At 59.7% G+C, this 23,241-nt stretch carries 19 protein-coding genes; 11 read left to right on the top strand and 8 right to left on the bottom strand.

What is annotated here, in order from left to right; genetic code table 11:
• Positions 1–111: 111 nt before the first annotated feature.
• Positions 112–1,077 (bottom strand): M29 family metallopeptidase, encoded by a 966-nt coding sequence (locus AB7M26_RS27320; RefSeq protein WP_123495976.1) that lies wholly within the window; start codon positions 1,075–1,077, stop codon positions 112–114.
• Positions 1,078–1,144: 67 nt separating this feature from the next.
• The gene (locus AB7M26_RS27315; RefSeq protein ID WP_007938535.1) at positions 1,145–1,282 is read right to left on the bottom strand and encodes a hypothetical protein; all 138 of its coding nucleotides are present in this window, start codon (positions 1,280–1,282) and stop codon (positions 1,145–1,147) included.
• 931 nt (positions 1,283–2,213) lie between these two features.
• Here AB7M26_RS27315 and AB7M26_RS27310 point away from each other — a divergent pair.
• Both AB7M26_RS27310 and arfB read left to right on the top strand, forming a co-directional pair.
• Positions 2,214–3,635 (top strand): amino acid permease, encoded by a 1,422-nt coding sequence (locus AB7M26_RS27310; RefSeq protein ID WP_429387025.1) that lies wholly within the window; start codon positions 2,214–2,216, stop codon positions 3,633–3,635.
• Between the two features lie 222 nt (positions 3,636–3,857).
• On the top strand, positions 3,858–4,271 hold the full coding sequence (gene arfB, locus AB7M26_RS27305; protein ID WP_429387022.1) for an alternative ribosome rescue aminoacyl-tRNA hydrolase ArfB: 414 nt from the start codon (positions 3,858–3,860) through the stop codon (positions 4,269–4,271).
• Here the strand turns inward: arfB and AB7M26_RS27300 are convergent.
• The 6 genes from AB7M26_RS27300 to phhA all read right to left on the bottom strand — a co-directional run bounded on the left by AB7M26_RS27300 (position 4,268) and on the right by phhA (position 8,716).
• On the bottom strand, positions 4,268–5,467 hold the full coding sequence (locus AB7M26_RS27300) for an MFS transporter (RefSeq protein WP_123495980.1): 1,200 nt from the start codon (positions 5,465–5,467) through the stop codon (positions 4,268–4,270). The genes arfB and AB7M26_RS27300 overlap by 4 nt on opposite strands.
• 103 nt (positions 5,468–5,570) lie before the next feature.
• The gene (locus tag AB7M26_RS27295; protein WP_008074891.1) at positions 5,571–5,753 is read right to left on the bottom strand and encodes a hypothetical protein; all 183 of its coding nucleotides are present in this window, start codon (positions 5,751–5,753) and stop codon (positions 5,571–5,573) included.
• A gap of 75 nt (positions 5,754–5,828) precedes the next feature.
• The gene (locus AB7M26_RS27290; protein ID WP_256348506.1) at positions 5,829–5,960 is read right to left on the bottom strand and encodes a hypothetical protein; all 132 of its coding nucleotides are present in this window, start codon (positions 5,958–5,960) and stop codon (positions 5,829–5,831) included.
• A gap of 315 nt (positions 5,961–6,275) precedes the next feature.
• Positions 6,276–7,469, bottom strand: coding sequence for an amino acid aminotransferase (locus AB7M26_RS27285; protein ID WP_123495982.1), 1,194 nt, complete (start codon positions 7,467–7,469; stop codon positions 6,276–6,278).
• Positions 7,469–7,825 carry a 4a-hydroxytetrahydrobiopterin dehydratase gene (locus AB7M26_RS27280; RefSeq protein ID WP_010457024.1) on the bottom strand — a complete coding sequence of 119 codons (357 nt, stop codon included), beginning with the start codon at positions 7,823–7,825 and terminating at the stop codon, positions 7,469–7,471. Before AB7M26_RS27280 ends, AB7M26_RS27285 begins: the two co-directional genes overlap by 1 nt.
• A gap of 105 nt (positions 7,826–7,930) precedes the next feature.
• Positions 7,931–8,716: a phenylalanine 4-monooxygenase gene (gene phhA, locus AB7M26_RS27275; RefSeq protein ID WP_008074887.1), complete on the bottom strand. Its 786-nt coding sequence runs from the start codon at positions 8,714–8,716 to the stop codon at positions 7,931–7,933.
• A gap of 281 nt (positions 8,717–8,997) precedes the next feature.
• Here phhA and AB7M26_RS27270 point away from each other — a divergent pair, with 281 nt between their 5' ends.
• From AB7M26_RS27270 to AB7M26_RS27230, 9 genes are all read left to right on the top strand, one after another.
• Positions 8,998–10,557: a sigma-54-dependent phenylalanine hydroxylase transcriptional regulator PhhR gene (locus tag AB7M26_RS27270; RefSeq protein WP_007902506.1), complete on the top strand. Its 1,560-nt coding sequence runs from the start codon at positions 8,998–9,000 to the stop codon at positions 10,555–10,557.
• Positions 10,558–10,918: 361 nt separating this feature from the next.
• Positions 10,919–11,659: a flagellar basal body rod protein FlgF gene (locus AB7M26_RS27265; protein WP_008074885.1), complete on the top strand. Its 741-nt coding sequence runs from the start codon at positions 10,919–10,921 to the stop codon at positions 11,657–11,659.
• A gap of 45 nt (positions 11,660–11,704) precedes the next feature.
• Positions 11,705–12,490 carry a flagellar basal-body rod protein FlgG gene (gene flgG, locus AB7M26_RS27260; protein WP_008011001.1) on the top strand — a complete coding sequence of 262 codons (786 nt, stop codon included), beginning with the start codon at positions 11,705–11,707 and terminating at the stop codon, positions 12,488–12,490.
• A 52-nt stretch (positions 12,491–12,542) separates the two neighbouring features.
• On the top strand, positions 12,543–13,238 hold the full coding sequence (flgH, locus tag AB7M26_RS27255; RefSeq protein WP_052966739.1) for a flagellar basal body L-ring protein FlgH: 696 nt from the start codon (positions 12,543–12,545) through the stop codon (positions 13,236–13,238).
• 18 nt (positions 13,239–13,256) lie between these two features.
• Positions 13,257–14,366, top strand: a complete 1,110-nt coding sequence (locus tag AB7M26_RS27250) for a flagellar basal body P-ring protein FlgI (RefSeq protein WP_008072568.1) — start codon at positions 13,257–13,259, stop codon at positions 14,364–14,366.
• An 11-nt stretch (positions 14,367–14,377) separates the two neighbouring features.
• Positions 14,378–15,676 (top strand): flagellar assembly peptidoglycan hydrolase FlgJ, encoded by a 1,299-nt coding sequence (gene flgJ / locus AB7M26_RS27245; protein WP_429387016.1) that lies wholly within the window; start codon positions 14,378–14,380, stop codon positions 15,674–15,676.
• 23 nt (positions 15,677–15,699) lie between these two features.
• The gene (flgK, locus tag AB7M26_RS27240) at positions 15,700–17,760 is read left to right on the top strand and encodes a flagellar hook-associated protein FlgK (protein ID WP_429387014.1); all 2,061 of its coding nucleotides are present in this window, start codon (positions 15,700–15,702) and stop codon (positions 17,758–17,760) included.
• 13 nt (positions 17,761–17,773) lie between these two features.
• Complete coding sequence (locus tag AB7M26_RS27235) at positions 17,774–19,339, top strand: flagellar hook-associated protein 3 (RefSeq protein WP_123495990.1); 1,566 nt, start codon at positions 17,774–17,776, stop codon at positions 19,337–19,339.
• 94 nt (positions 19,340–19,433) lie between these two features.
• Positions 19,434–23,006 carry a glycosyltransferase gene (locus AB7M26_RS27230; protein ID WP_123495992.1) on the top strand — a complete coding sequence of 1,191 codons (3,573 nt, stop codon included), beginning with the start codon at positions 19,434–19,436 and terminating at the stop codon, positions 23,004–23,006.
• Positions 23,007–23,241: the final 235 nt, after the last annotated feature.

Raw genomic sequence — 23,241 nt, 5'->3', positions numbered from 1 at the left:
CGGCCCCAGAACCATTCACCTCGTTATGTCTGGTAAACCGCATCGGCAGGTTTTGCGGCTGCTGCGCAGCCGAGCGGGAGCAAGCTCCCTCGCCACAGGGTCAGGTGTTGTTCAGAACACAAACCGCCGATCAAACAGCGGGTCATCATCCAGGGCCAACACGCCACTGGAGAAGATCAGGTCCAAATGATGGCTACCCTTGGCGCCACCGCCCAGCCCAAGGTGCAAGCCGCAATGGCGCTCCTCGAACCCGGCATTGCGCGCATACAAATCTTTCACGCCTTCGTTGGTGCCGATCCCCAACTCTTCGATTCGCCGATTGGACGGATTGGCGTCCAGGTACTTGTTGAAGTCATGTTCCAGCCCCGGCACATCGGTGGCGATTTTGCTGATGGTCGAGTTCTCGATCCACAACTCCAGCGGTGACGCCAATACGCCGTACTTGCGGGCAAACGGAATCGTACTGAGGAAAGTTCCCATAAACTTCACCCGGCCATTAATGGCCTCGCTATGAGTAGCGATCTCCCCGGGCGCCAGGTCGAAGTTGCCGATACCGTTGATGTCGGTCCACTTCTTGATACTGCTCAAGGGGGTTTCGAACCACGACCCATGATCATCTTTGAAACTCAGGGTAGTGGCGTGGGACATGCGCTGGATCAAGTGGCTGTTCAACCCGGCAATTCGCTGCGGGGTGACACTGAAGGTGTCGTAGAAGTAATCGCCGTAATCCTTGAACAGCAATGACTTCTTCCAGTTCTGCGCCATTACGCCCTGCAGCGCGCGGACAAACTCCGGGCCGTCGGGACGCGGGTTGGGCAGGGTGGAAGAGTCGTAGAAAAAAATGTACAGATCGCTATCGGTAATTGCCTGGGCCAGCAACTCGGTGGGTTCGAGGTCCAGACGCATCGCGCTGAAGCTGAACCGTGGGCTGTTACCGGCCTGTTCGGCGATGGCGCAGGTGTGCGCCTCGTAATCAGCGGTATGGCCGAGCAAGACCTTCGCCGGATTGATACCGGCAATGGCAGGGTGATGTTCGAGGTAGTAAAGGAAATGCGAGATGGCGCGTTGCTTATCCATGTAGTCCTCCCTGACAAACCGAGAAAGTGGCAGGCACGACCGGCCGGATCGTGCCTGCCGGGATGTCTTACAGAGGCCACATCGCCGTGCCGAACGGAACAACCGCGTCGGCTTGCATCATTTCGACGGCGGCTTCGTGTGTCGGTGCTTCAAACCAATCGTCCAGTTGCAGTTCAGTGTCCAAGTCTTTGTCCAGTGCTTGCATGGTGAATCTCCTAGATGACTTTTAGGTAAGAACAGCGGCGTGCTTTTCACTCGTTGAAGAGCGCGTCAACGTGCCGGACGATGCAGTTCGGCAAGTCGCTGAAAACCTAGTTCACAGGGTTTTGGAATGCAAAAAAATAATTAAACAATTTTCATTTGAACTATTTATTCCGTTTTTCGAAAGCCAATTTTCTTAATAAAAAACAGAAAACTAAGTCGGGTATTTACTTAGGAAGCTTCCTATCGTCAATTTACAGTCAATGGGCTTATGGATCTGATTTGGAAAATTTACGTTACGCCTTGTCAATAAAACCTTACGAAAAGCGCTCTCAAACCCCGTGGAATGCCGCGAGGGAAAGGTCTGTAAGGAAAACCTTCCGTCAGTCGGCGAGTTCGTGGTCTTCAAGGGCTCTGGCGCGCTTGTTTCAGCAGCGCATGAAGGGTGAGATGCGCTCCATGCCTGTCGTGCAGGTGCATAACAAGAAGGAGGCGCAATGTACGCCGTGACTCATCTCCATCTCTCCCCCAAGGGCGCTTTTTCCGCTGCCCTTATCGATGACCTGCAAAGGTCTGACTCAATTTTTGCAGTCGCCCGAGACCCTCGAGGCGGACACAGGCAATCCCGGCAACCGACGCGCTGATCCAGCGGTGTCTGGCAGCAGGGGGTTACAGGTGTACAATGCGCCGCGTTTTAACTGTGACCCTCTGCGCAACAGCGCAAACCTCAAGGCTATCCGCCTTGTTCACTCCGCCGCGTCACGAGCGTGTCGGGTTCGATTTCGTCACAGATAAAAACAAACAGGTGACGCATGACTGTCGTAAAAACGCTGAACTCCTGGTGCCTGCGCTGGGGTTTGATCGGCGCTGCTTGAAATCGCAACCGAGCAGCAACGTCTACTGAACATCATCAAACCTTGCGTGAGACCCTTTTCATGAGTGGACAAAACTCGCATTCAGGCGAGCTGAAACGCGGCCTGAAAAATCGCCATATTCAACTGATCGCCCTCGGTGGCGCGATCGGTACCGGGTTGTTCCTTGGCTCGGCCGGCGTGCTCAAATCCGCTGGCCCGTCGATGATTCTCGGCTACGCCATCTGCGGCTTCATCGCTTTCATGATCATGCGCCAACTCGGCGAAATGATTGTCGAAGAGCCAGTCGCCGGTTCCTTCAGCCACTTCGCCCACAAATACTGGGGCGGTTTTGCCGGCTTCCTGTCGGGCTGGAACTGCTGGATTCTGTACATTCTGGTGGGTATGTCCGAGCTGACCGCGGTCGGCAAATACATCCACTACTGGGCGCCGGATATCCCGACCTGGGTCTCGGCAGCCGGTTTCTTCGTGTTGATCAACCTGATCAACCTGGCGAACGTCAAAGTCTTTGGTGAGGCCGAGTTCTGGTTTGCGATCATCAAGGTCGTGGCCATCGTCGGCATGATTGCGCTCGGCAGTTACCTGCTGGTCAGCGGCGACGGCGGCCCACAAGCCTCCGTAACCAACCTGTGGGAACACGGCGGATTCTTCCCGAACGGCGTTAGCGGTCTGGTGATGGCCATGGCGATCATCATGTTCTCCTTCGGCGGCCTGGAAATGCTCGGTTTCACCGCAGCTGAAGCTGACAAACCGAAAACCGTGATCCCGAAAGCGATCAACCAGGTGATCTACCGGATTTTGATTTTCTACATCGGTGCGCTGGTGGTCCTGCTGTCGCTGACGCCTTGGGACAGCCTGCTGACGACGCTGAACGCGTCCGGCGATGCCTACAGCGGTAGCCCGTTCGTTCAAGTGTTCTCGATGCTGGGCAGCGACACCGCCGCGCACATCCTCAACTTTGTGGTCCTGACCGCGGCGCTGTCGGTGTACAACAGCGGCACCTACTGCAACAGCCGTATGCTGCTGGGCATGGCCGAGCAGGGCGATGCGCCGAAGGCCTTGTCGAAGATCGATAAGCGTGGCGTGCCGGTGCGTTCGATTCTGGCGTCGGCTGCCGTGACCCTGGTCGCGGTGCTGCTGAACTACCTGGTTCCGCAACATGCGCTGGAACTGTTGATGTCGTTGGTGGTGGCCACCCTGGTAATCAATTGGGCGATGATCAGCTTCTCGCACTTCAAGTTCCGTCAGCACATGGACAAGACCAAACAGACGCCGTTGTTCAAGGCCCTGTGGTACCCGTACGGCAACTATGTTTGCCTGGCGTTCGTGGTGTTCATCCTTGGCGTGATGCTGCTGATCCCGGGCATCCAGATCTCGGTGTATGCGATTCCAGTGTGGGTCGCGTTCATGTGGATCTGCTACGGCATCAAGAACAAGCGCAGCGCCCAGCAGGCGTTGCAGGCCGCAGGTTCCGCTGCCAAGTAAGTGCAAAGCGCAGAAACAACAAACCCGGCCATGTGCCGGGTTTGTCATTTATGGGTTCCGTACAAAATCCTGTGGGAGCGTGGCTTGCCCGCGATTCAGGCGCCGCGGTTCATCAGGCATACCGCGTTATCGTTCATCGCGGGCAAGCCACGCTCCCACAGGGGCCGCATTCCTTCTGTCTATTCGCGGTATCCTGCTTGTTCTGAATACGGACCTTTTTCCATGCTGGTGATTTCCAACAACGTGCATCTGCCGGATGCCGAGATCGAATTGACGGCCATTCGTGCGCAAGGCGCTGGTGGGCAGAACGTCAACAAGGTATCGAGCGCCGTGCACCTGCGCTTCGACATCCCGGCCTCGTCCTTGCCCGAGTTCTACAAGGAACGGCTGCTGGCGTTGCGTGACAGTCGCATCACCAGCGACGGCGTGTTGATCATCAAGGCTCAGCAATATCGCACGCAGGAACAGAACCGTGCCGATGCGCTGGAGCGCCTGACCGAGTTGATCCTCAGTGCCACCAAGGTCGAGAAGAAGCGCCGTCCGACCAAGCCGACCCTCGGTTCGAAGAAGCGTCGGCTCGAATCCAAGAACAAGCGCGGCAGCATCAAGGCTGGGCGCGGAAAGGTCGACTTTTAACGCGCTTCTCTTTCTTCACGATACTTTGGCGCCTGCCGGTACAAGTAAACGCTTAGTATCAATCCGCTCAAAGCGGCCAACGCGGCAAACAGGAAGATTGAGGCAAACCCGAATCCAGCCGCAATCGCACCCGCCAACGGTCCGGTAATCCCCAGCGACAAATCGATGAACAACGAATACGCCCCGACTGCCGCGCCACGGCTGGAGGCGGGCACCAGGTTGACCGCTTCCACGCCCAAGGCCGGGAACACCAGTGAAAAACCGAAACCACTCAGCGCCGCCCCGGCCAGTGCCCAATGGGCATCGGGTGCCAGCCACAGCAGCAACAGTCCGAGGGTTTCCACCGACAAGCAGGCAATCGCCACGCGAAAGCCGCCGAGGCGATTGATCAGGTTACCGAACAACAATCGCGCACCGATAAAACTGGCGCCAAACAGGCTCAGGCACAGCACCGCGTTGGACCAGTGCTGAGTGGCGTAATACAGGGTGATGAATGTGGCGATGGTGCCAAAGCCAATGGAGCCCAAGGCCAGACCGCAACCGTGAGGAAACACCCGCCCCAGCACATGCATGAACGGCAGACGTTCGCCGACAACGATCGGTGCGGCGGTTTTTGGCCAGGCCAGCGCCAGACCCAGAACGGCCAACAGCACGATGCTCACGCCCATGCTCCACAAACCCAGTTGACTCACCAGCAGCACACCCAGCGGCGCGCCGACCGCCAGCGCGCCGTAACTGGCGATGCCGTTCCAGGAGATGACCTTGGCGGTGTTCGCTGCGCCGACCCGGCCGATGCCCCAGCCGATCGACCCGGAACCCACCAGGCTTTCTGCGCTGCCGAGCACCAGTCGGCCGATCAACAGGCTGATCAGGCTTAACGTCGGCAGGCTTTGCGTCCAGGCCGAAATCAACATGAACACACCGCTCAAACCACAGCCAGCGAGGCCGTACATCACCGCCAGTTTGCTGCCCTTGTTATCGATGATGCGTCCGGCGTAAGGGCGGCTGAGCAGGGTGGCCAGGTATTGCACGCTGATCACCAGCCCGGCGATCACGGCGCCGAAACCGAGGTCGCTATGGACGTAGCCCGGCAATACAGCCAGGGGAATGCCGATATTCAGGTAACCGATGAACGTGAACAGGACGATGGAAACGACTTGCAGCGTGACCGCCATGGGGCGCTGGGTTTCTGACATGGGTAAAGGTCCGCGGGGCAGCAGGATAGATAGGCTGCTTATGATAGCGGCGTGGACGGTCGCGGGGCGTGAAAAAGTAAAACTATTTGCCAGGCGGGGTGAGTCAGGTTTTGGCGGGGGCAACCAGTTGCGTCGTGACCAGAGCGGCCAGGGCGTTTTCTTCGCTGCCGAAGCGGGCCAGCAACGCGGCTTGTTTCTCGGGGGAAAGGCGGTTCCAGATCTCGATCATCTTCTCGGCGGTGCCGATCAGGACGCTGGCCTGGGCTTCAGTGAAATCATCGCTCATGGTGCGGGCTCGCGGTTCAGGCGGTGTGGAAAGCGCATGTTAGCGCTTTCCACACGGTCTGGCATTGCAGGTGTATCAGTCTTCGCTGTCGGCCTGGCGGCGTTCAGGTGCTTCTTTCATCTCGGGCTGTTGGGCACCGGCTTGTTGCGTGGTTGTCTGCTCAGTTTCGTGCAGGCTTGGGAAGGGGAGATTAGGGATCTCGTGCATGTCGCGCTCCTCGCTAAGTCTGTTGATAGATCTGGTAGATCCGCGCTTTTAAAAAAGCCTGCGCAGGATACAGCAGGAGAAATGACAAATAGACTTTTATATCCATTTGTTGCGACGGATGGGATTGTCTAGACAGGTCTACAGGGGGGCGAAGACTTACTGTGGCGAGGGAGCTTGCTCCCGCTGGGCCGCGGAGCGGCCCCAATGCAGGCAATGGGGTGTTTGCGTTGGAACTCGGTTGCAGCTTTTTGCGACCGCTACGCGCTCGAGCGGGAGCAAGCTCCCTCGCCACAGGGAGCTCGCCATTGCATCGTGTTACTTGCAGACGTCGGCGATAGCTTCGGCCAGCAAGTCCAGGCGCGTTGCATCAATCCCCGCCACATTAGCCCGGCCCGAGCTCACCATGTACACGCTGTGATGCTCGCGTAGCTGTTTAACCTGCTCCGGCGACAAACCGGTGTAGGAAAACATCCCGCGTTGCACGCCGATGTGCGCAAATCGCTCGCGCAAGCCATGGGGTTCAAGTGCTTCGACCAGACCGCTGCGCAACTGGGCGATACGCAAACGCATGGCTTCCACTTCGTCGGCCCAGCGGCTTTTCAGCTCTGGATCGCCGAGGATGGTCGCGACCACGGCGGCGCCATGATCCGGTGGCGTCGACCACAGGTTACGGGCGATGTTGGCCAGTTGGCTGCGGATATCCACCAGCTTGTCGGCGGTTTTCGCGCAGACAATCAATGCGCCGGTGCGGTCGCGGTACAGGCCGAAGTTCTTCGAGCAGGAACTGGTGATCAGCACTTCCGGCAACTCGGCGGCGAACAGGCGCGTTGACCAGGCATCTTGCTCCAGGCCGTCGCCGAAACCCTGATAGGCGAAGTCGATCAGTGGCAGCAAATCACGACTGCGCACCACGTCCAGCACCCGACGCCAATCATCATGGGACAAATCGAAACCGGTCGGGTTGTGGCAGCAGGCATGCAGCAGCACCACATCGCCCTTGGGTGCTTGATTGAGCACCGCCAGCATCGCTTCCACATCGAGACGGTTATCGCTGCCCACGTACGGGTAATGACTGACCTTGATCCCGGCCGCCGCGAAAATGGTTTCGTGGATCGGCCAGGTCGGGTTGCTCAACCACACGCCACGGCCCGGCAGGCATTGGGCGATGAAGTCGGCGCTCAAACGCAATGCGCCAGTGCCGCCCGGCGTCTGAGTGGCGCCGGCCCGTTGTTCGGCGATCAACGCCGAATCAGCGCCAAGCACCAACTCGTTGATGACTTTGCCGAACGCTACATTGCCGTGGCCGCCGATGTAGGTTTTGGTGGATTGACGATCCACCAGGTGTTGCTCGGCGAGCTTCACCGCTTCGGGGATTGGCGTTTGGCCCTGGGCGTCTTTGTAGACACCCACGCCAAGGTCGAATTTGCGCGGGTTGGGGTCCAGCGCATAGGCCTCCATCAGGCCGAGAATCGGGTCGCCGGGCACTCGGCCGATGGCGTCGAAATGCATTATTTGCGGCCCTCGGCGTTCTTCGCCACTTCGTCAGTGCGCGCGGCCATGATGAAGTCGTTGCGGTGCAGGCCCTTGATGGAATGGCTCCACCAGGTGACGGTGACTTTGCCCCACTCGGTCAGCAGGCCTGGGTGGTGACCTTCGGCCTCGGAAATTTCACCGACGGCGTTGGTGAACGCCAGCGCGTGTTTGAAGTTCTTGAACAGGAAAACTTTTTCCAGCTGCATCACGCTGTCGCGAACTTCGATGTTCCAGTCAGGGATCTGCTTGATCAGGATCGGCAATTCTTCGTCGCTGACCTGAGGGGCGTCGGCGCGGCAGGCTTCGCAATGGGCTTGGTTTAATGTGGACATGATGTGTTCCTGAAATCGAGTGTTTTGAAAAACGGTCGTCAGTGGGACCACGCTAAAGCAAAGCGGCGATCCGTAACAGACTCACTTGATGCCAAAAGACGCGGGTCACGCGGCTTTTGGCGGAAATTTCGGCGCGCGCAACCCCAGCTGCATACCTTGCTTGACCATGCCCATGATGTCTTCGTGGGCCAGATCGAACAGGCGCTTGAGGTTCGGCAGGACAAAGTACAGCGGTTGCAGAATGTCGATGCGGTACGGCGTGCGCATGCATTCCAGCGGGTCGAAGGCCTGATGCTCAGGCTCGTTCGACAAGCAGTAAACGGTTTCTTTCGGCGAGGACAGAATGCCGCCGCCATAGATGCGCAGGCCTTGTGGCGTGTCGACCAGGCCGAACTCGATGGTCATCCAGTACAGGCGCGCCAGGTACACCCGTTCTTCCTTGGAAGCCTGTAGGCCAAGTTTGCCGTAGGTGTGGGTGAATTCGGCGAACCAGGGATTGGTCAGCAGCGGACAGTGGCCAAAGATCTCGTGGAAAATGTCCGGTTCTTGCAGGTAATCCAGCTCTTCGCGGGTACGAATAAACGTCGCCACCGGGAACTGCTTGTTCGCCAGCAATTCGAAAAAGGTCTGGAAGGGAATCAGTGCGGGGACTCGGGCAACCTGCCAACCGGTGGTTTCACCGAGGACCTTGTTGATTTCACCGAGTTGCGGAATGCGGTCGTGGGGCAGACCGAGTTTTTCGATACCGTCCAGGTATTCCTGGCACGCACGGCCCTCGACCACTTTCAGTTGGCGAGTGATCAGCGTGTTCCACACCGCGTGTTCTTCGGCGGGGTAGTCGATAAAACCTTGCGCATCGGGCTCACGAGCCACGTATTGCGTCTGCTTCATGCTGCTCTCCTGCTAGGGGATACGTTCTTGTTGTGTGTACAGCTATAGACCTAGAAATACCCCAAGGCGTGCAGTGTTGCAGCAGGTGATCCGCGGTGAGAGTTGGAAAAATCCCGGCTTTTCGTAAAGTATTCGTTACGGATTGGTCGCTATGGCGCAAGTATTGATATTTGCGGGTTTGAAATGGCGCACGGGTGTCACATAATCTTGACGACTAACTTGGTGCCTACGCAGAAAATTTCCTGCGCCGGGCCTCGATCACCGCTGTTACGGGCCTTTATATGCGTATCAAAGTTCACTGCCAGAACCGCATCGGTATCCTGCGCGACATTCTCAACCTGCTGGTCGAGTACGGGATCAACGTCGCTCGCGGCGAAGTGGGCGGTGAGCACGGCAATGCGATCTACCTGCACTGCCCGAACCTGATCAACATTCAGTTTCAGGCGTTGCGTCCGAAGTTTGAGGCGATTGGCGGGGTATTCGGCGTCAAACGCGTAGGGCTGATGCCCAGCGAGCGTCGGCATATGGAACTCAATGCCTTGCTTGGTGCCTTGGAGTTTCCGGTGCTGTCGATCGACATGGGCGGCTCCATCGTCGCGGCCAACCGTGCGGCGGCGCAGTTGCTCGGGGTGCGGGTGGACGAGGTGCCGGGGATACCGCTGTCGCGGTACGCCGAGGATTTTGATTTGCCGGAACTGGTGCGCGCCAACAAGTCACGGATCAACGGCTTGCGGGTCAAGGTCAAGGGCGACGTGTTTCTCGCCGACATCGCGCCGCTGCAATCGGAGCATGACGAAAGCGAGGCCATGGCCGGTGCGGTGTTGACGTTGCACCGGGCGGACCGGGTGGGCGAGCGCATCTATAACGTGCGCAAGCAGGAATTGCGTGGCTTCGACAGCATTTTCCAAAGCTCGAAAGTGATGGCGGCGGTGGTACGCGAAGCGCGGCGCATGGCCCCGCTGGACGCGCCGCTATTGATAGAAGGCGAAACCGGCACCGGCAAAGAGTTGTTGGCGCGGGCCTGTCACTTGGCGAGCCCGCGTGGGCAATCACCGTTGATGGCGCTCAACTGTGCCGGTCTGCCAGAGTCCATGGCCGAGACCGAACTGTTCGGCTACGGTCCCGGTGCCTTCGAAGGCGCGCGGGCCGAAGGCAAGCTCGGGCTGTTGGAGCTGACGGCGGGCGGTACGTTGTTTCTCGACGGCGTCGGCGAAATGAGCCCGCGCTTGCAGGTGAAATTGCTGCGCTTTCTGCAGGACGGTTGCTTCCGTCGTGTCGGCAGCGATGAAGAGGTCTATCTGGATGTGCGGGTGATCTGCGCAACGCAAGTGGACTTGTCCGAGCTGTGCGCTCGCGGTGAGTTTCGCCAGGATTTGTACCACCGTTTGAACGTGCTCTCGCTGCACATCCCGCCGCTGCGCGAATGCCTCGACGGACTGGCGCCGCTGGTGGAGCACTTCCTCGATCAGGCCAGTCGGCAGATCGGTTGCCCGTTGCCGAAACTGGCGCCAGCGGCCATGGAACGGCTCAGTCACTATCACTGGCCGGGCAATGTGCGACAGTTGGAAAACGTACTGTTCCAGGCGGTTTCCCTGTGCGACGGCGGGACGGTCAAGGCTGAACATATTCGCCTGCCGGATTACGGTGTGCGTCAGCCCCTCGGCGATTTTTCGCTTGAGGGTGGCTTGGACGAGATTGTCGGGCGCTTTGAGAAAGCGGTGCTGGAGCGTTTGTATTCCGAGCATCCGAGCAGTCGGCAACTGGGCAAGCGGTTGGGGGTTTCGCATACCACCATTGCCAATAAGTTGCGTGAGTATGAGGTTGGTAAAGACAACACCTGATGTGGCGAGGGAGCTTTTGTGGCGAGGGAGCTTGCTCCCGCTGGGCTACGCAGCAGCCCCAAAAAAGACAATCGAGTTATTGCAGGCAAATCACGCGGGATGGTTTTGCGGCCGCTTCGCGCCCGAACGGGAGCAAGCTCCCTCGCCACAGGGGGATGAACTTGGCCATGAGAGCCTTGCCGCGAAGCGGCATAACACCGCCGGTTTTTCGTCTTCGGCACATTCCCCCAATCCCCTCTGAATCCCTCAAGTCCTTTGTTTGCCGGGCCCTGCGCCGCCAGAAAAAAGTTGGTCTGCAAATTGCTTATGGCTCAGCAGTACAGCGGTGGGCGGCAAACGTCCGGCATGCAGAGGAAAGAGTGTGGACAAGTACCTTTATGTGGCAATGACCGGCGCCAGCCAGAATGCACTGGCGCAGAAGGCTCATGCCAACAACCTGGCGAACATCTCTACCAACGGTTTTCAGAAGGACCTGGAACAGGCCCGTTCGATGCCGGTGTTTGGTGACAGCTTTCCGGCGCGTGCGTTTGCCATGAGCGAACGTCCGGCCACCGACTTCTCCCCTGGCTCGCTGGTAGAAACCGGTCGCGACCTCGATGTCGCGGTGCAGGGCAACGGCTGGATCGCCGTGCAGAACCCCGATGGCGGTGAAAGCTACGTGCGCACCGGCAGCTTGAACGTTGACGCCCTGGGCGTGCTGCGTGCCGGCAACGGTATGCCGGTGGTAGGCAATGGTGGGCCGATTGCCGTGCCGCCCGAGCAGCAAATCGAAGTCGGCGAAGACGGCACCATCAGCATCCGTGCGATGGGCGAAGGCCCTCGCGTGATGGCCGAAGTCGACCGCATCAAACTGGTCAACCCGGACTTCAAGAACATGACCAAAGGCCTGGACGGTTCGATCCACACCAAGGACGGCAAGCCGGCGCAGGCCGATGCCAACGTCAAACTGGTATCCGGGTTCCTTGAGTCGAGCAACGTCAACGCCGTGGAGGAAATGACCTCGGTGCTGGCGCTGGCCAAGCAGTTCGAGCTGCACATCAAGATGATGAACACCGCCAAAGACGATGACCAGGCCATGGCTCGGGTCTTGCAGATCAGCTAATTATCAGAACGTCGCGCCGTAAAACAGGCGCACGAGGAGAATCGAATGCTTCCGGCTCTATGGGTTGCCAAAACAGGTCTGTCCGCCCAGGACACCAACCTCACCACCATTTCCAACAACCTGGCGAACGTATCGACCACGGGTTTCAAACGTGATCGCGCCGAGTTCCAGGACTTGCTGTATCAGATCAAACGCCAGCCAGGCGCCCAGTCGACCCAGGACAGCGAATTGCCGTCGGGTCTGCAAGTGGGTACCGGTGTGCGCATCGTCGGCACCCAGAAAAACTTCACCGCCGGCAGCCTGCAAACCACCGAGCAACCGTTGGACATGGCCATCGACGGTCGCGGTTTCTTCCAGATCCTGCAGCCGGACGGCACCACGTCCTACACCCGTGACGGTACGTTCCACCTGGATTCCAACGGCCAGATCGTCAACGCCAGCGGTTTCGCCCTGGAGCCGGCCATTGTCATTCCGAACGACGCCCAGACTTTCACCGTCGGCCGTGACGGCACCGTGTCCATCACCGTCGCCGGCAACCCGGCTTCCCAGGTGATCGGCAACCTGCAAACCGCCGACTTCATCAACCCGGCCGGTCTGCAAGCGGTGGGTAACAACCTGTTCCTGGAAACTGCTGCCAGTGGCGCGCCGCAAGTCGGCACCCCGGGCCTCGCCGGTTTCGGCACCACGCTGCAGAACACCCTGGAGACGTCCAACGTCAGCACCGTTGAAGAGATGGTCAACATGATCACCACTCAGCGCGCCTACGAGATGAACTCCAAGGTGATCTCCACCGCCGACCAGATGCTCTCGTTCGTAACGCAGAATCTGTAATCAAGTCTATGAGGCGGCCATGAGGTCGCCTGCAATACCGTGAGGTAGGGTCATGAATCGCTTTGTATCTGTTCTGGCACTGAGTGGGGTCGTCGTGCTCGCGGGCTGCGTTGCCCCGCCGCCCAAGCCCAATGACCCTTACTACGCCCCGGTGTTGCCGCGCACGCCGCTGCCGGCTGCCGCCAATAATGGCTCGATCTACCAGGCCGGTTTCGAACAGAACCTGTACAGCGACCGCAAGGCGTTCCGGGTCGGTGACATCATCACCATCACCCTGAACGAGCGCACCCAGGCGAGCAAGAACGCCAACTCGCAGATCGACAAGAACAGCAAGACCGACATCGGCCTGAGCTCGTTTTTTGGGGGCGGCCTGAGCACCAGTGATCCTGTGGGCAGCGGTAGCCTGAGCCTGGACGTCGGTTATGAAGGTGACCGCGCCACCAAGGGCGACAGCAAGTCCGGCCAGAGCAACAGCCTGACCGGTTCGATCACCGTGACCGTCGCCGACGTGTTGCCCAACGGCATCATCGCCGTGCGCGGCGAGAAGTGGCTGACCCTGAACACCGGTGATGAGCTGGTGCGGATTGCCGGCCTCGTTCGCGCCGATGACATCGCCACCGACAACACCGTGTCGTCGACCCGCGTCGCCGATGCACGCATCACCTATTCGGGCACCGGTGCGTTTGCCGATGCGAGTCAGCCAGGCTGGTTCGACCGTTTCTTCCTCAGTCCGCTGTTCCCTTTCTAGGTGGCTTCTCTGGTGAGCATGTTGAACTTCAAACACCTGATGGTGGCTGCGCTCCTGATGTCCGCAGCCTTCGACGCTCAAGCCGAGCGGCTGAAGGACATCGCCAGTATTTCCGGTGTGCGTTCCAACCAATTGATCGGCTACGGCCTGGTGGTCGGGCTTAACGGCACCGGCGATCAGACGACCCAGACCCCGTTCACCCTGCAGACCTTCAACAACATGCTTTCGCAGTTCGGCATCAAGGTGCCGGCAGGTTCGGGCAACGTGCAATTGAAGAACGTCGCGGCGGTGTCGATCAGTGCTGATCTGCCGGCGTTCGCCAAGCCCGGTCAACAGATAGATATCACCGTTGCGTCCATCGGTAACTCCAAGAGCCTGCGTGGCGGTACGTTGTTGCTGACGCCGCTCAAAGGTATCGACGGCAACGTCTACGCCGTCGCTCAGGGCAACCTGGTGGTTGGCGGTTTCGATGCCGAAGGGCGTGACGGTTCGAAGATCACCGTCAACGTTCCGTCGGCCGGTCGCATCCCTGGCGGTGCGTCGGTCGAGCGTGCCGTACCAAGCGGTTTCAATCAGGGCAACAGCCTGACCCTGAACCTCAACCGTTCGGACTTCACTACCGCCAAGCGCATCGTCGACAAGATCAACAACATGCTTGGCCCTGGCGTCGCTCAGGCCATCGACGGTGGTTCGATCCGCGTGACTGCGCCACTCGATCCGAGCCAGCGGGTCGACTATTTGTCGATCCTCGAAAACCTCGAAGTCGACCCGGGTCAGGCGGTGGCGAAAGTCATCATCAACTCGCGCACCGGCACCATCGTGATCGGCCAGAACGTCAAGGTTTCCCCGGCCGCCGTGACCCACGGCAGCCTGACCGTAACCATCACCGAAGACCCGATCGTTAGCCAGCCCGGCCCTTTGTCCAACGGGCAGACGGCGGTTGTGCCGCGCTCGCGGGTCAACGCTCAGCAAGAAGCCAAGCCAATGTTCAAATTCGGCCCGGGCACCACCCTCGACGAAATCGTCCGTGCGGTGAACCAGGTCGGCGCGGCACCGGGTGACTTGATGGCGATCCTCGAAGCGCTGAAGCAGGCCGGCGCGTTGCAAGCCGACCTGATTGTGATCTGAGGACGGCGACCATGGATATGCGCAAAAGCGGTCTGGTCAGCAGCAGCGATTCGGGTTCCTACTCGGACCTGAACCGCCTGAACCAGCTCAAGGTCGGCGACAAGAACAGCGATGCGAACATGCGCAAAGTGGCGCAGGAATTCGAGTCGCTGTTCCTTGGTGAAATGCTCAAGTCGATGCGTTCGGCCACCGAAGCGTTGGGCCAGGACAACCCGCTCAACACACCGGCAGCCAAGCAATACCAGGAAATGTACGACCAGCAGTTGGCCGTTTCCCTGTCCCGCGAAGGCGGCGGTATTGGCCTGGCGGACGTGCTGATGCGTCAGATGTCGAAGAACAAGCCGATGGCGCCGGGTGAGGCCGCGGCAGCGTCTGCCGCCAAGCAAGCTGCGGCGAAAGCCGCCGTGGAAACACCGATTGCCGCCGGTACGGTCGCCACCAACGGGCCGCTGTCGCGTCTCAATGGCGAGCGCCCGTTGTGGGCTTCGCGCTCAGTGAAGACGCCGACAAGCGCGGGCGAGGGCGCTCATCGCAATGACATGGCGCTGATCAATCAGCGGCGTCTGGCGCTGCCGCCGAAACTGGCTGATCGTTTGCTCGCCGGGCTGGTGCCGTCGGCATCGACCGCTGCAACAACCGTCATAACGGCGCAGAACACTATCCAGATGCCGCAGAGCACCAGGACCGGTTCCGGCCCCCTGTACAACGGCGACTGGCTGGCTGCGCAAACGGATACAGCGGCCACCGGGCGTATGCAGATTTATGGGCGTGCCATGGCCCAAATACCCCTGGCGCCGGCGAAGAAAGCCTTCAGTTCCGCCGACGAATTCGTCAATACCATGCTGCCGATGGCCAAAGAAGCTGCCGACCGTATCGGTGTCGATCCGCGTTACCTGGTGGCTCAGGCTGCCCTGGAAACCGGTTGGGGCAAATCGGTCATGCGCGCCCAGGATGGCAGCAGCAGCCACAACCTGTTCGGCATCAAGGCCAGCAGTAACTGGAAGGGCGATTCGGCGCGGGCGATCACCAGCGAATTCAGAAATGGCGAGATGGTCAAGGAGACGGCTGAGTTCCGTTCCTACGGCTCTTACAAAGACAGCTTCCATGACCTTGTAACGCTGCTGCAAAGCAATAACCGCTATCAAGATGTGCTGAAGTCGGCCGATAACCCAGAACAGTTTGTACGCGAGTTGCAAAAAGCCGGGTATGCAACCGATCCGGATTACGCAAGCAAGATTTCGCAGATAGCCAAGCAGATGACGAGTTACCAAAACTACGCTGCGGCGGGCGCTTCCACTACGCCTTTATAGGCACAAGGCATAAGGTCTGAACCATGAGTTTGCTCAATATCGGGATGTCGGGTCTGGCCGCTGGCCAATCCGCGCTGATGACTACCGGCAATAACATTGCCAACGCCGACACCGCCGGGTACTCACGCCAGCAAACCGTGCAGGGCACCAAGGCTTCGAATCAGTTCGGCAATGTCTACATCGGCACCGGTACGACCCTGGCCGATGTGCGTCGGGTGTACAACAGCTACCTCGATGCGCAACTGCAGACCACCACTTCGCTTAACAGCGACTCGGCTGCCTACGCCGGGCAGATCAGCCCGCTCGATAAGTTGCTCTCGGACAGCGGCACCGGCCTCAATGGCGCCTTGACCAAGTTCTTCGCCTCGGTACAGAACGTCAACGCCAAGCCGGGCGACGATGCTTCCCGCCAACTGCTGCTCAGCGATGCGCAGGCCCTGAGCAACCGGTTCAACTCGATCTCCAGCCAGTTGACGCAGCAGAACGCCAACGTCAACGGCAACCTGGCGGACATGGCCGATCAGGTCAATAAACTGGCCGCCACCGTGGCCCAGCTGAACCAGAAGATTTCCGAAGTTTCCAAAGCCGGCGGCCAGCCCAACGACTTGCTCGATGCGCGCAACGAGACCGTACGCCAACTGTCCACTTTCACCGGTGCGCAGGTGATGGAGCGTGACGGTAACCTCGACATTTACCTGGGCAGCGGTCAGCCGCTGGTCATGGGCAGCACCGCCAGCAAACTGGAAGTGGTGCCAAGCAAAGACGATCCTTCGCGCTCGGCCATTCAGCTCAATCGTGGTTCGAGCACCATCGACATCACTTCGGTGATGACCGGTGGTGAAATGGGCGGCTTGCTGCGCTATCGCAGCACCGTGCTGGACCCGGCCATGAACGAGCTGGGACGTGTGGCACTGGTCGTCGCCGATCAGATGAATACCATCCAGGCCCAGGGCATCGACAAGAACGGTGACTTCGGTTCGAACCTGTTCAACAGCATCAACAGTGCCGCGCAAATGGCTCAGCGCAGCGTCGCCACGGTCGGCAACAGCGCCGGCTCAGGCAACTTCGAGGTGAGCATCGAGGACAGCGGCAAGCTGACCATCAACGATTACAAGGTCACCTTCACCAGCGCCACGAACTACACCGTGCAGCGCCTGCCTGAAGGCACCGCCATGGGCGCATTCAGCACGCTGACCACGCCGCCGCCAGTGATCGATGGTTTCTCGATGAAGCTCACCGGTGGCACCGCAGCCGCCGGCGACACCTTCAAGATCACCCCGACCCGCAACGCGGCGACCACCATCAAGACCGAGATGACCGACTCCAAGCGTCTGGCCATCGCGGCACCCTTGGGCGCCGCCATCGCGCCGGGTGGCAGCGGCACATTGACGATTCCGGCCAGCGGTCAACCGACCCTGACCACGAAGTTCGATATCTACGACACGGCGACTACCACCACGATCCAGAACGGCCTGAAGACGTCGACGCCGGTCAAAATCGTATTTGGTGCGGCCGGTGGTACGACTCAGACTTACCAAATGCTCGATGCCCAAGGCAACTCGCTCAGCACAGGCACCATCGTGCCGGGCCAGAACAATACGCTGAGCCTGACCATTCCACTGGTCGACGCCAGCGGCGCCGCGATCAATGACCCTGGGCCGCCAATTGTGCAGCGCACTGTGTCGTTTGACATGACCGTGGCCGGTTCGCCAGGTCAAGGCTCTGCGATCAACGTTTCGCTCAGCCAACCGGGTACGCTGGACAACCGCAACGGTACCGCGCTGGCCGGCTTGCAGACCAGGCAGACCGTGGATACCGGTTCGGCGAGCAAAGGCATTTCCCTGACCGACGCCTACGGCAAACTGGTTGAGGGCGTAGGCGCCAAAGCCGCCCAAGGCAAGCTCGACAGCGCTGCCACCGAAGCGATTCTGGCCAACGCCAAGGGCGCTCGCGACTCGTTGTCCGGGGTCGACCTCGATGAGGAAACCGGCAACCTGGTCAAGTACCAGCAGTACTACACCGCGTCTTCGCAGATCATCAAGGCTGCGCAGGAAATCTTCAGCACACTGATCAACAGTCTTTAAGGAGTCGTAGCCCATGCGCATTTCTACCGCCCAGTTTTACGAGTCCTCTGCCGCCAACTATCAGAAGAACTTCGCCAACGTGGTCAAGAGCAGCGAAGAGGCCAGCAGCCTGGTTCGTGTGAATACCGCGGCGGATGATCCGGTCGGCGCTTCGCGTTTGCTGCAACTGGGTCAGCAGGCTTCGATGCTTGATCAGTACGAAGCCAATACCACCACCATCAAGGCAACCCTGGGCACCACGGAAGCAGTGATGACCAGCATCAATAACGTGCTGCAACGCGCCAAGGAATTGGCCGTAGGCGCAGGCAACGCCGGTTATACCGATGCCGACCGCCAGGCCAACGCATCGGAGCTGGGGCAGATCGAAGAGCAGCTGCTCAGCCTGATGAACAGCAAAGACGAGAACGGCAAATACATCTTCGCCGGTTCCAAGGGCGATACCGTGCCGTTCACACGTAACAACGATGGCACCTACAGCTACAACGGTGACCAGGTAACGCTTGACCTGGCGATCGGCGACACCATGTCGATGGCCACCAACAGCACCGGTTGGGATGCATTCCAGCAGGCGATCAACACCAGCCGTAGCGAGGTCACCCGGACCGCGCCGGTCGTGGATGACGGTCGCGTGACCCTGTCCAACGGCCAAGTGTCGTCGAACGTCACCTACAACGCCAAATTCCGCAGCGGCGAGCCGTATACCGTGGACTTCGTCAGCGGCACCCAGCTGAAAATCACTGACTCGGGCGGCAATGACGTGACTGCCGAAGCCAGTCAGGGCGGCGCGTTCGATCCTGCCAGCAAGACCGGCCAGGCCGTCACTTTCCGTGGCGTCGAGCTGACCCTGAACATCAACCTGAGCGCCGGCGACACGGCGGCGACCGTGCTGCCTGGCCACACGTTTACCCTGGCGGCCAAGCCGGACACCTTCAGCGCAACCGGCAGCCCGGGCAACCCTTCGGCGGCGCAGGTCACCACCAGCAGCATCACCAACCCGGCGGATTACCACGCCAGTTTCCCTACCGGTTCGGCGATCCTCAAGTTTACCAGCGCCACCGCCTTCGACCTGTATGCGGCGCCTTTGACGGCCAGCAGCAAGCCTGTGTCTAGCGGAACCATGGCCGGTAGCGTCGCCACTGCATCGGGTGTGAGTTTCACGTTGAGTGGTACGCCGGCTGCCAACGATCAGTTCAGCATCGCGGTCAACACTCACGAAACCCAGAACATCCTGGACACCGTGAGCCAGTTGAAAACCGCGCTGAATACGCCAACCAACGGTGATCCGATCGCTACTCAGAAGCTGCAAGCGTCATTGGCTTCCGGTATTGCCAACCTGGCCAGCGGCACCGATCAGCTGTCCAGTGCCTTGAGCTCGGTCGGTGGTCGCGGTGCTGCCCTGGATACCCAGAGCGATACCAACCAGAGCTTGAAACTGGCTAATGCCCAGACCCAATCATCGATCCGCGATTCCGATCCGGCTGAAGTGATGACCCGTCTGACCCTGCAACAAACCATGTTGCAAGCCTCGCAACTGGCCTTCAGCAAGATTGCTCAGTTGGGCCTGTTCAACAAGGTCTGAGCCTGCGCCTGCCGAGCAGCCAACCGTCTTTTTTTAAGCGGTTCCGGGGCCTCTGCCTGAAAGGGTAGAGGCCCGCCGCTCGAGAGTTTCCGCCGTGAATCAACGCCCCCTCGTCAGCATCGTCATCCCAGCCTTCAACCCGCGCTTCTTCAGTCAGGCATTGGAAAGTGCGCTCGCCCAAACCTACGAGCACGTCGAGATCGTCATCTGCGACGATTCGGCCAGCGACGATATCCGCGACATTGTCGAGACCTTCGTCGAGCCGGCTCACCCGATTCGTTACTTGCGCAATCCGCAGCGTCTGGGTTTGCAGAAGAACGTATTGCGTTGCGTCGAGCAAGCCCGGGGCGAGTTCATTAAAGTGCTGTGCGACGACGACCGTCTGTTTTCACCGAGCATTGCCTTGCAGGCGCAGGTGTTGATTGACCACGCGGACGTGAATGTGGTGTTTGCCTTGCGGATGCTCAGCGACGCCGGCAATTTCATCTTGCCGCCACGGGTCGACAACTGCCGGTTCTCGCCGAACGACGCCTTGCTCAAGGGCGATGACATGCTGGCGATCTTTGAAGGCACGCCAAAGAATTTCCTCGGTAACTTCAGTTCGACCCTGATGCGCCGCACCGATGTACTGGAGCTGTTGCCGGCGCTGATTCAGGAAGGTGCCGGTTTCGTCGCCATGCTCGATTTCGCCTTGTTCGTGTGCTTGATGCGTCGCGGCAATCTGGTGTCGCTGAGCACTGTGTTGAGCACTGAACGTCTGTATCCGGAGCGCCTGAGCAAAACCCCTGAAATGGTCAAGGCCGCAGCCGTGGAGTGGAACTGGCTTTCGCAGATGCTCGCGGCGCGCAGCGGTGAATCGGCACCGGCATCGGGTTGGGTGCGCTACATCGAGCTGACTAAAATCACCGACCAGCCCCACGCCTGGGAAGAGTTGTGTGTGGTGCGCATTCTGGGCAATCGCAACACGGTGGTGAATGGCCGGGTGGGCGGGGAGAGCGAAAGCTACGCCGATTTCTATCGCGAATGGCTGGCGATCCGCAGGTTCTCCGATGTCGAGCAACGGCTCATGCCGCAACGTCTCGACAGTTGGGCGTACCGTCCGCAGATCGTGCCTATCGTGATCGACAGCACAGCTGACGGTGCGGGGCTCAAGACGACGTTGCAGAGTATTAGCCAGCAACTGTACGCGCCTCAGGCAGTGCTGGTGTTGTCCGATGCCTTGTGTGCGACTGACGATCGCGTGGTGCAGTTGCCGTTCCAGGCGGATTGGGCACAACAGCTCAACGCCGTGGTACCGCAACTGGAAGGCGCTCACTGGTTTTATCTGCTGCACGCTGGCGACACCTTGCGCGAGTCGGCTCTGCTGATCCTGGCCGAACGCATTGCCGGTTCGGCGGGCATTCTCTGTGCTTACAGTGACGAAGGCGCGCTGGTCGATGGCGAGTCGATCGATCCGGTGTTCAAACCCGATTTCAACCTGGATCTGATGCGCGCCTATCCCTACGTCGGTCGAACCCTGGCCTTCGAGCGGCAGCGCTTCATGGCGCTGGGCGGTTTCGATCCGGCTCACGGTGAGCTGGCGCCGCATGATTTGTTATGGCGTCTGGTGGAAGAGGCCGGGCCGCAAACCATCGAGCACATCGCCGAAATCCAGGTAGAGTCGACTCAATCTTTCGCCGCCTGGCTGTCGTTGCCCGAAGTGATCGAGAGCAACGCCGGCATGGTCAGCGCGCACCTGGATCGTATTGGCGTGGCGCACGCGATCCGGCAGGAAGCGTTGCCGCTGATCAACCGCATCGACTACCTCCATGGGGTGCGACCGCTGGTGTCGATCATCATCCAGACCGGCGATTCGCTGTACGCGTTGCAGCGATGCATCGAAGGCCTGATCGAGCGCACGGCCTATAGCCAATACGAAATCCTGATCGTCGACAGCGGCACGGACGACCCGGCGATGCTCGACTGGCTGGAAGCGATGGCGCAACTGGGCGCCGCAATGCTGCGAGTCTTGCGTTACGCCGGTGACGCCAACGACGCGGCGATCCGTAACTTTGCCGCGAGCCTGGCGCATGGCGAGTACTTGCTGCTGCTCAGTGCGCAGACGGTAATCTGCGACAGCGACTGGCTGGATGAATTGCTCAATCACGCCCAGCGCCCCGAAGTGGGTGTGGTCGGTGCCCGCATCCTCAGCCCCGAGGGCTCGATCGTCAGTGCCGGGTTGATTCTTGGTCTTGCCGGACCCGTCGGTTCGCCATTTTATGGCGAAGCGGCCGGTTCTCGCGGCTACATGCAGCGTTTGCATGTGACCCAGAACTGGAGTGCGGTGAGCAATCACTGCCTGATGGTGCGCAAGCAAGTGTTCGATGAACTCGAGCAGTTCGATGAGGTGACCTTCACCCAAGGCCTCAGCGACGTCGACTTGTGTTTGCGGGCGACCAAGGATGGCTACCTGGTGGTCTGGACGCCTTACGCCAGCGTGGTGTGGGTGCCGCAAGATGTGTCGCCGGCACAGCCTTCGACACTGGCGCTGCGCGAGCGTGAACAGGAGGACTTTTATCGCAAATGGCTGCCGAAGATCGCCAAGGATCCGGCCTACAGCCCGGCGCTGAGCCTTGGGATTTCCAGCTTCAGTCTGGAGCCGTCACTGCGCAATAACTGGAACCCGTTTTGTACCCGTGCCCTGCCGTTGATTCTCGGTCTGCCGGTTAACAGCACCGCCGTTGGCCATTACCGGGTAACCGCGCCGCTGGCCGAACTCGAAGCAGCCGGTCGGGTGATCGCGCGGGTGGCCTATGAGTCGCCGTCGACTGTGGAGATCGAGCGTCTGTCACCCGACACGATCATTCTGCAAGGGCGTTACAGCGAAGGCGCCGCGGGTGACATTCTGCGGATGAAAAAGTATTCCAGTGCGCTACGAATTTTCGAACTCGACGACTACATCGTCAGTGCGCCGAAGAAAAACACCCACGCCCGCAACAAACCGGTCAATACCGAGCAGCTGTTGCGCGAAGGCATAGGCCTGTGCGATCGCGTAGTGGTCACCACTCAGCCACTGGCCGATGCCTTGTCGAGTATGCACAGCGAGATCCGCGTGGTGCCGAACATGCTATCGCCGGACCCTTGGGCGACACTGACCAGTCACCGTCGCACCTCCGGCAAGCCGCGAGTCGGCTGGGGGGGCGGCACCAGCCACACCGGTGACCTGGAGATCATTGCCGAGGTTGTGCGCGAACTGGCGGACGAAGTCGAGTGGGTGTTCTTCGGCATGTGCCCTGACGCCTTGCGTCCGTATGTTCACGAGTTTCACTCCACCATCGGTTTGCAGAGCTACCCATTCAAACTGGCCAGCCTGAACCTTGACCTGGCGCTGGCACCGCTGGAATTTCATATCTTCAACGACTGCAAAAGCAACCTGCGCCTGCTGGAATACGGCGCCTGCGGGTACCCGGTGATCTGCACCGACACCGAGGCCTACCGCGGCCACTTGCCGTGTACCAAGGTCTATAGCAACAGCACGGACGAATGGCTGCAGGCGATCCGCATGCACCTGGCTGACCCGGATGCCAGCTATCGTATGGGCGATGAATTGCGTGAAGCGGTGCATCGCGATTTCATGTTGCGTGGCGACAACCTCAATCACTGGTTATGGGGCTGGTTGCCGGACTGATTCTGCTATTACCTTCCAAGGATCAAAAATCGCAGCCTTCGACAGCTTCACAGGAATGTGTTGACTGGCGAAGGCTGCGATTTTTTTGTCCTGCGCAATTGGCTCACTTCCTGCAAGTCGCCCGTATATCGCCATAAAACCTTCACCCCCGAGGGGATGACCGGCCCAATGGCTGCGGGTAAATGATGTGCATGACGGCTCGCCGACCCTTGCGGGGGCTGCCGCGCCGCGCGAA

The organism is Pseudomonas sp. F-14 TE3482 (assembly GCF_053629455.1).
This window is presented reverse-complemented; position numbering and strand designations above follow the sequence as displayed.

Bases quoted from the DNA above. Each gene is read 5' to 3' on its own strand.
- AB7M26_RS27320 (WP_123495976.1), bottom strand. From the start codon at position 1,077: ATGGATAAGCAACGCGCCATCTCGCATTTCCTTTACTACCTCGAACAT.
- AB7M26_RS27315 (WP_007938535.1), bottom strand. From the start codon at position 1,282: ATGCAAGCACTGGACAAAGACTTGGACACTGAACTGCAACTGGACGAT.
- AB7M26_RS27310 (WP_429387025.1), top strand. From the start codon at position 2,214: ATGAGTGGACAAAACTCGCATTCAGGCGAGCTGAAACGCGGCCTGAAA.
- arfB (WP_429387022.1), top strand. From the start codon at position 3,858: ATGCTGGTGATTTCCAACAACGTGCATCTGCCGGATGCCGAGATCGAA.
- AB7M26_RS27300 (WP_123495980.1), bottom strand. From the start codon at position 5,467: ATGTCAGAAACCCAGCGCCCCATGGCGGTCACGCTGCAAGTCGTTTCC.
- AB7M26_RS27295 (WP_008074891.1), bottom strand. From the start codon at position 5,753: ATGAGCGATGATTTCACTGAAGCCCAGGCCAGCGTCCTGATCGGCACC.
- AB7M26_RS27290 (WP_256348506.1), bottom strand. From the start codon at position 5,960: ATGCACGAGATCCCTAATCTCCCCTTCCCAAGCCTGCACGAAACTGAG.
- AB7M26_RS27285 (WP_123495982.1), bottom strand. From the start codon at position 7,469: ATGCATTTCGACGCCATCGGCCGAGTGCCCGGCGACCCGATTCTCGGC.
- AB7M26_RS27280 (WP_010457024.1), bottom strand. From the start codon at position 7,825: ATGTCCACATTAAACCAAGCCCATTGCGAAGCCTGCCGCGCCGACGCC.
- phhA (WP_008074887.1), bottom strand. From the start codon at position 8,716: ATGAAGCAGACGCAATACGTGGCTCGTGAGCCCGATGCGCAAGGTTTT.
- AB7M26_RS27270 (WP_007902506.1), top strand. From the start codon at position 8,998: ATGCGTATCAAAGTTCACTGCCAGAACCGCATCGGTATCCTGCGCGAC.
- flgG (WP_008011001.1), top strand. From the start codon at position 11,705: ATGCTTCCGGCTCTATGGGTTGCCAAAACAGGTCTGTCCGCCCAGGAC.
- flgH (WP_052966739.1), top strand. From the start codon at position 12,543: ATGAATCGCTTTGTATCTGTTCTGGCACTGAGTGGGGTCGTCGTGCTC.
- AB7M26_RS27250 (WP_008072568.1), top strand. From the start codon at position 13,257: ATGTTGAACTTCAAACACCTGATGGTGGCTGCGCTCCTGATGTCCGCA.
- flgJ (WP_429387016.1), top strand. From the start codon at position 14,378: ATGGATATGCGCAAAAGCGGTCTGGTCAGCAGCAGCGATTCGGGTTCC.
- flgK (WP_429387014.1), top strand. From the start codon at position 15,700: ATGAGTTTGCTCAATATCGGGATGTCGGGTCTGGCCGCTGGCCAATCC.
- AB7M26_RS27235 (WP_123495990.1), top strand. From the start codon at position 17,774: ATGCGCATTTCTACCGCCCAGTTTTACGAGTCCTCTGCCGCCAACTAT.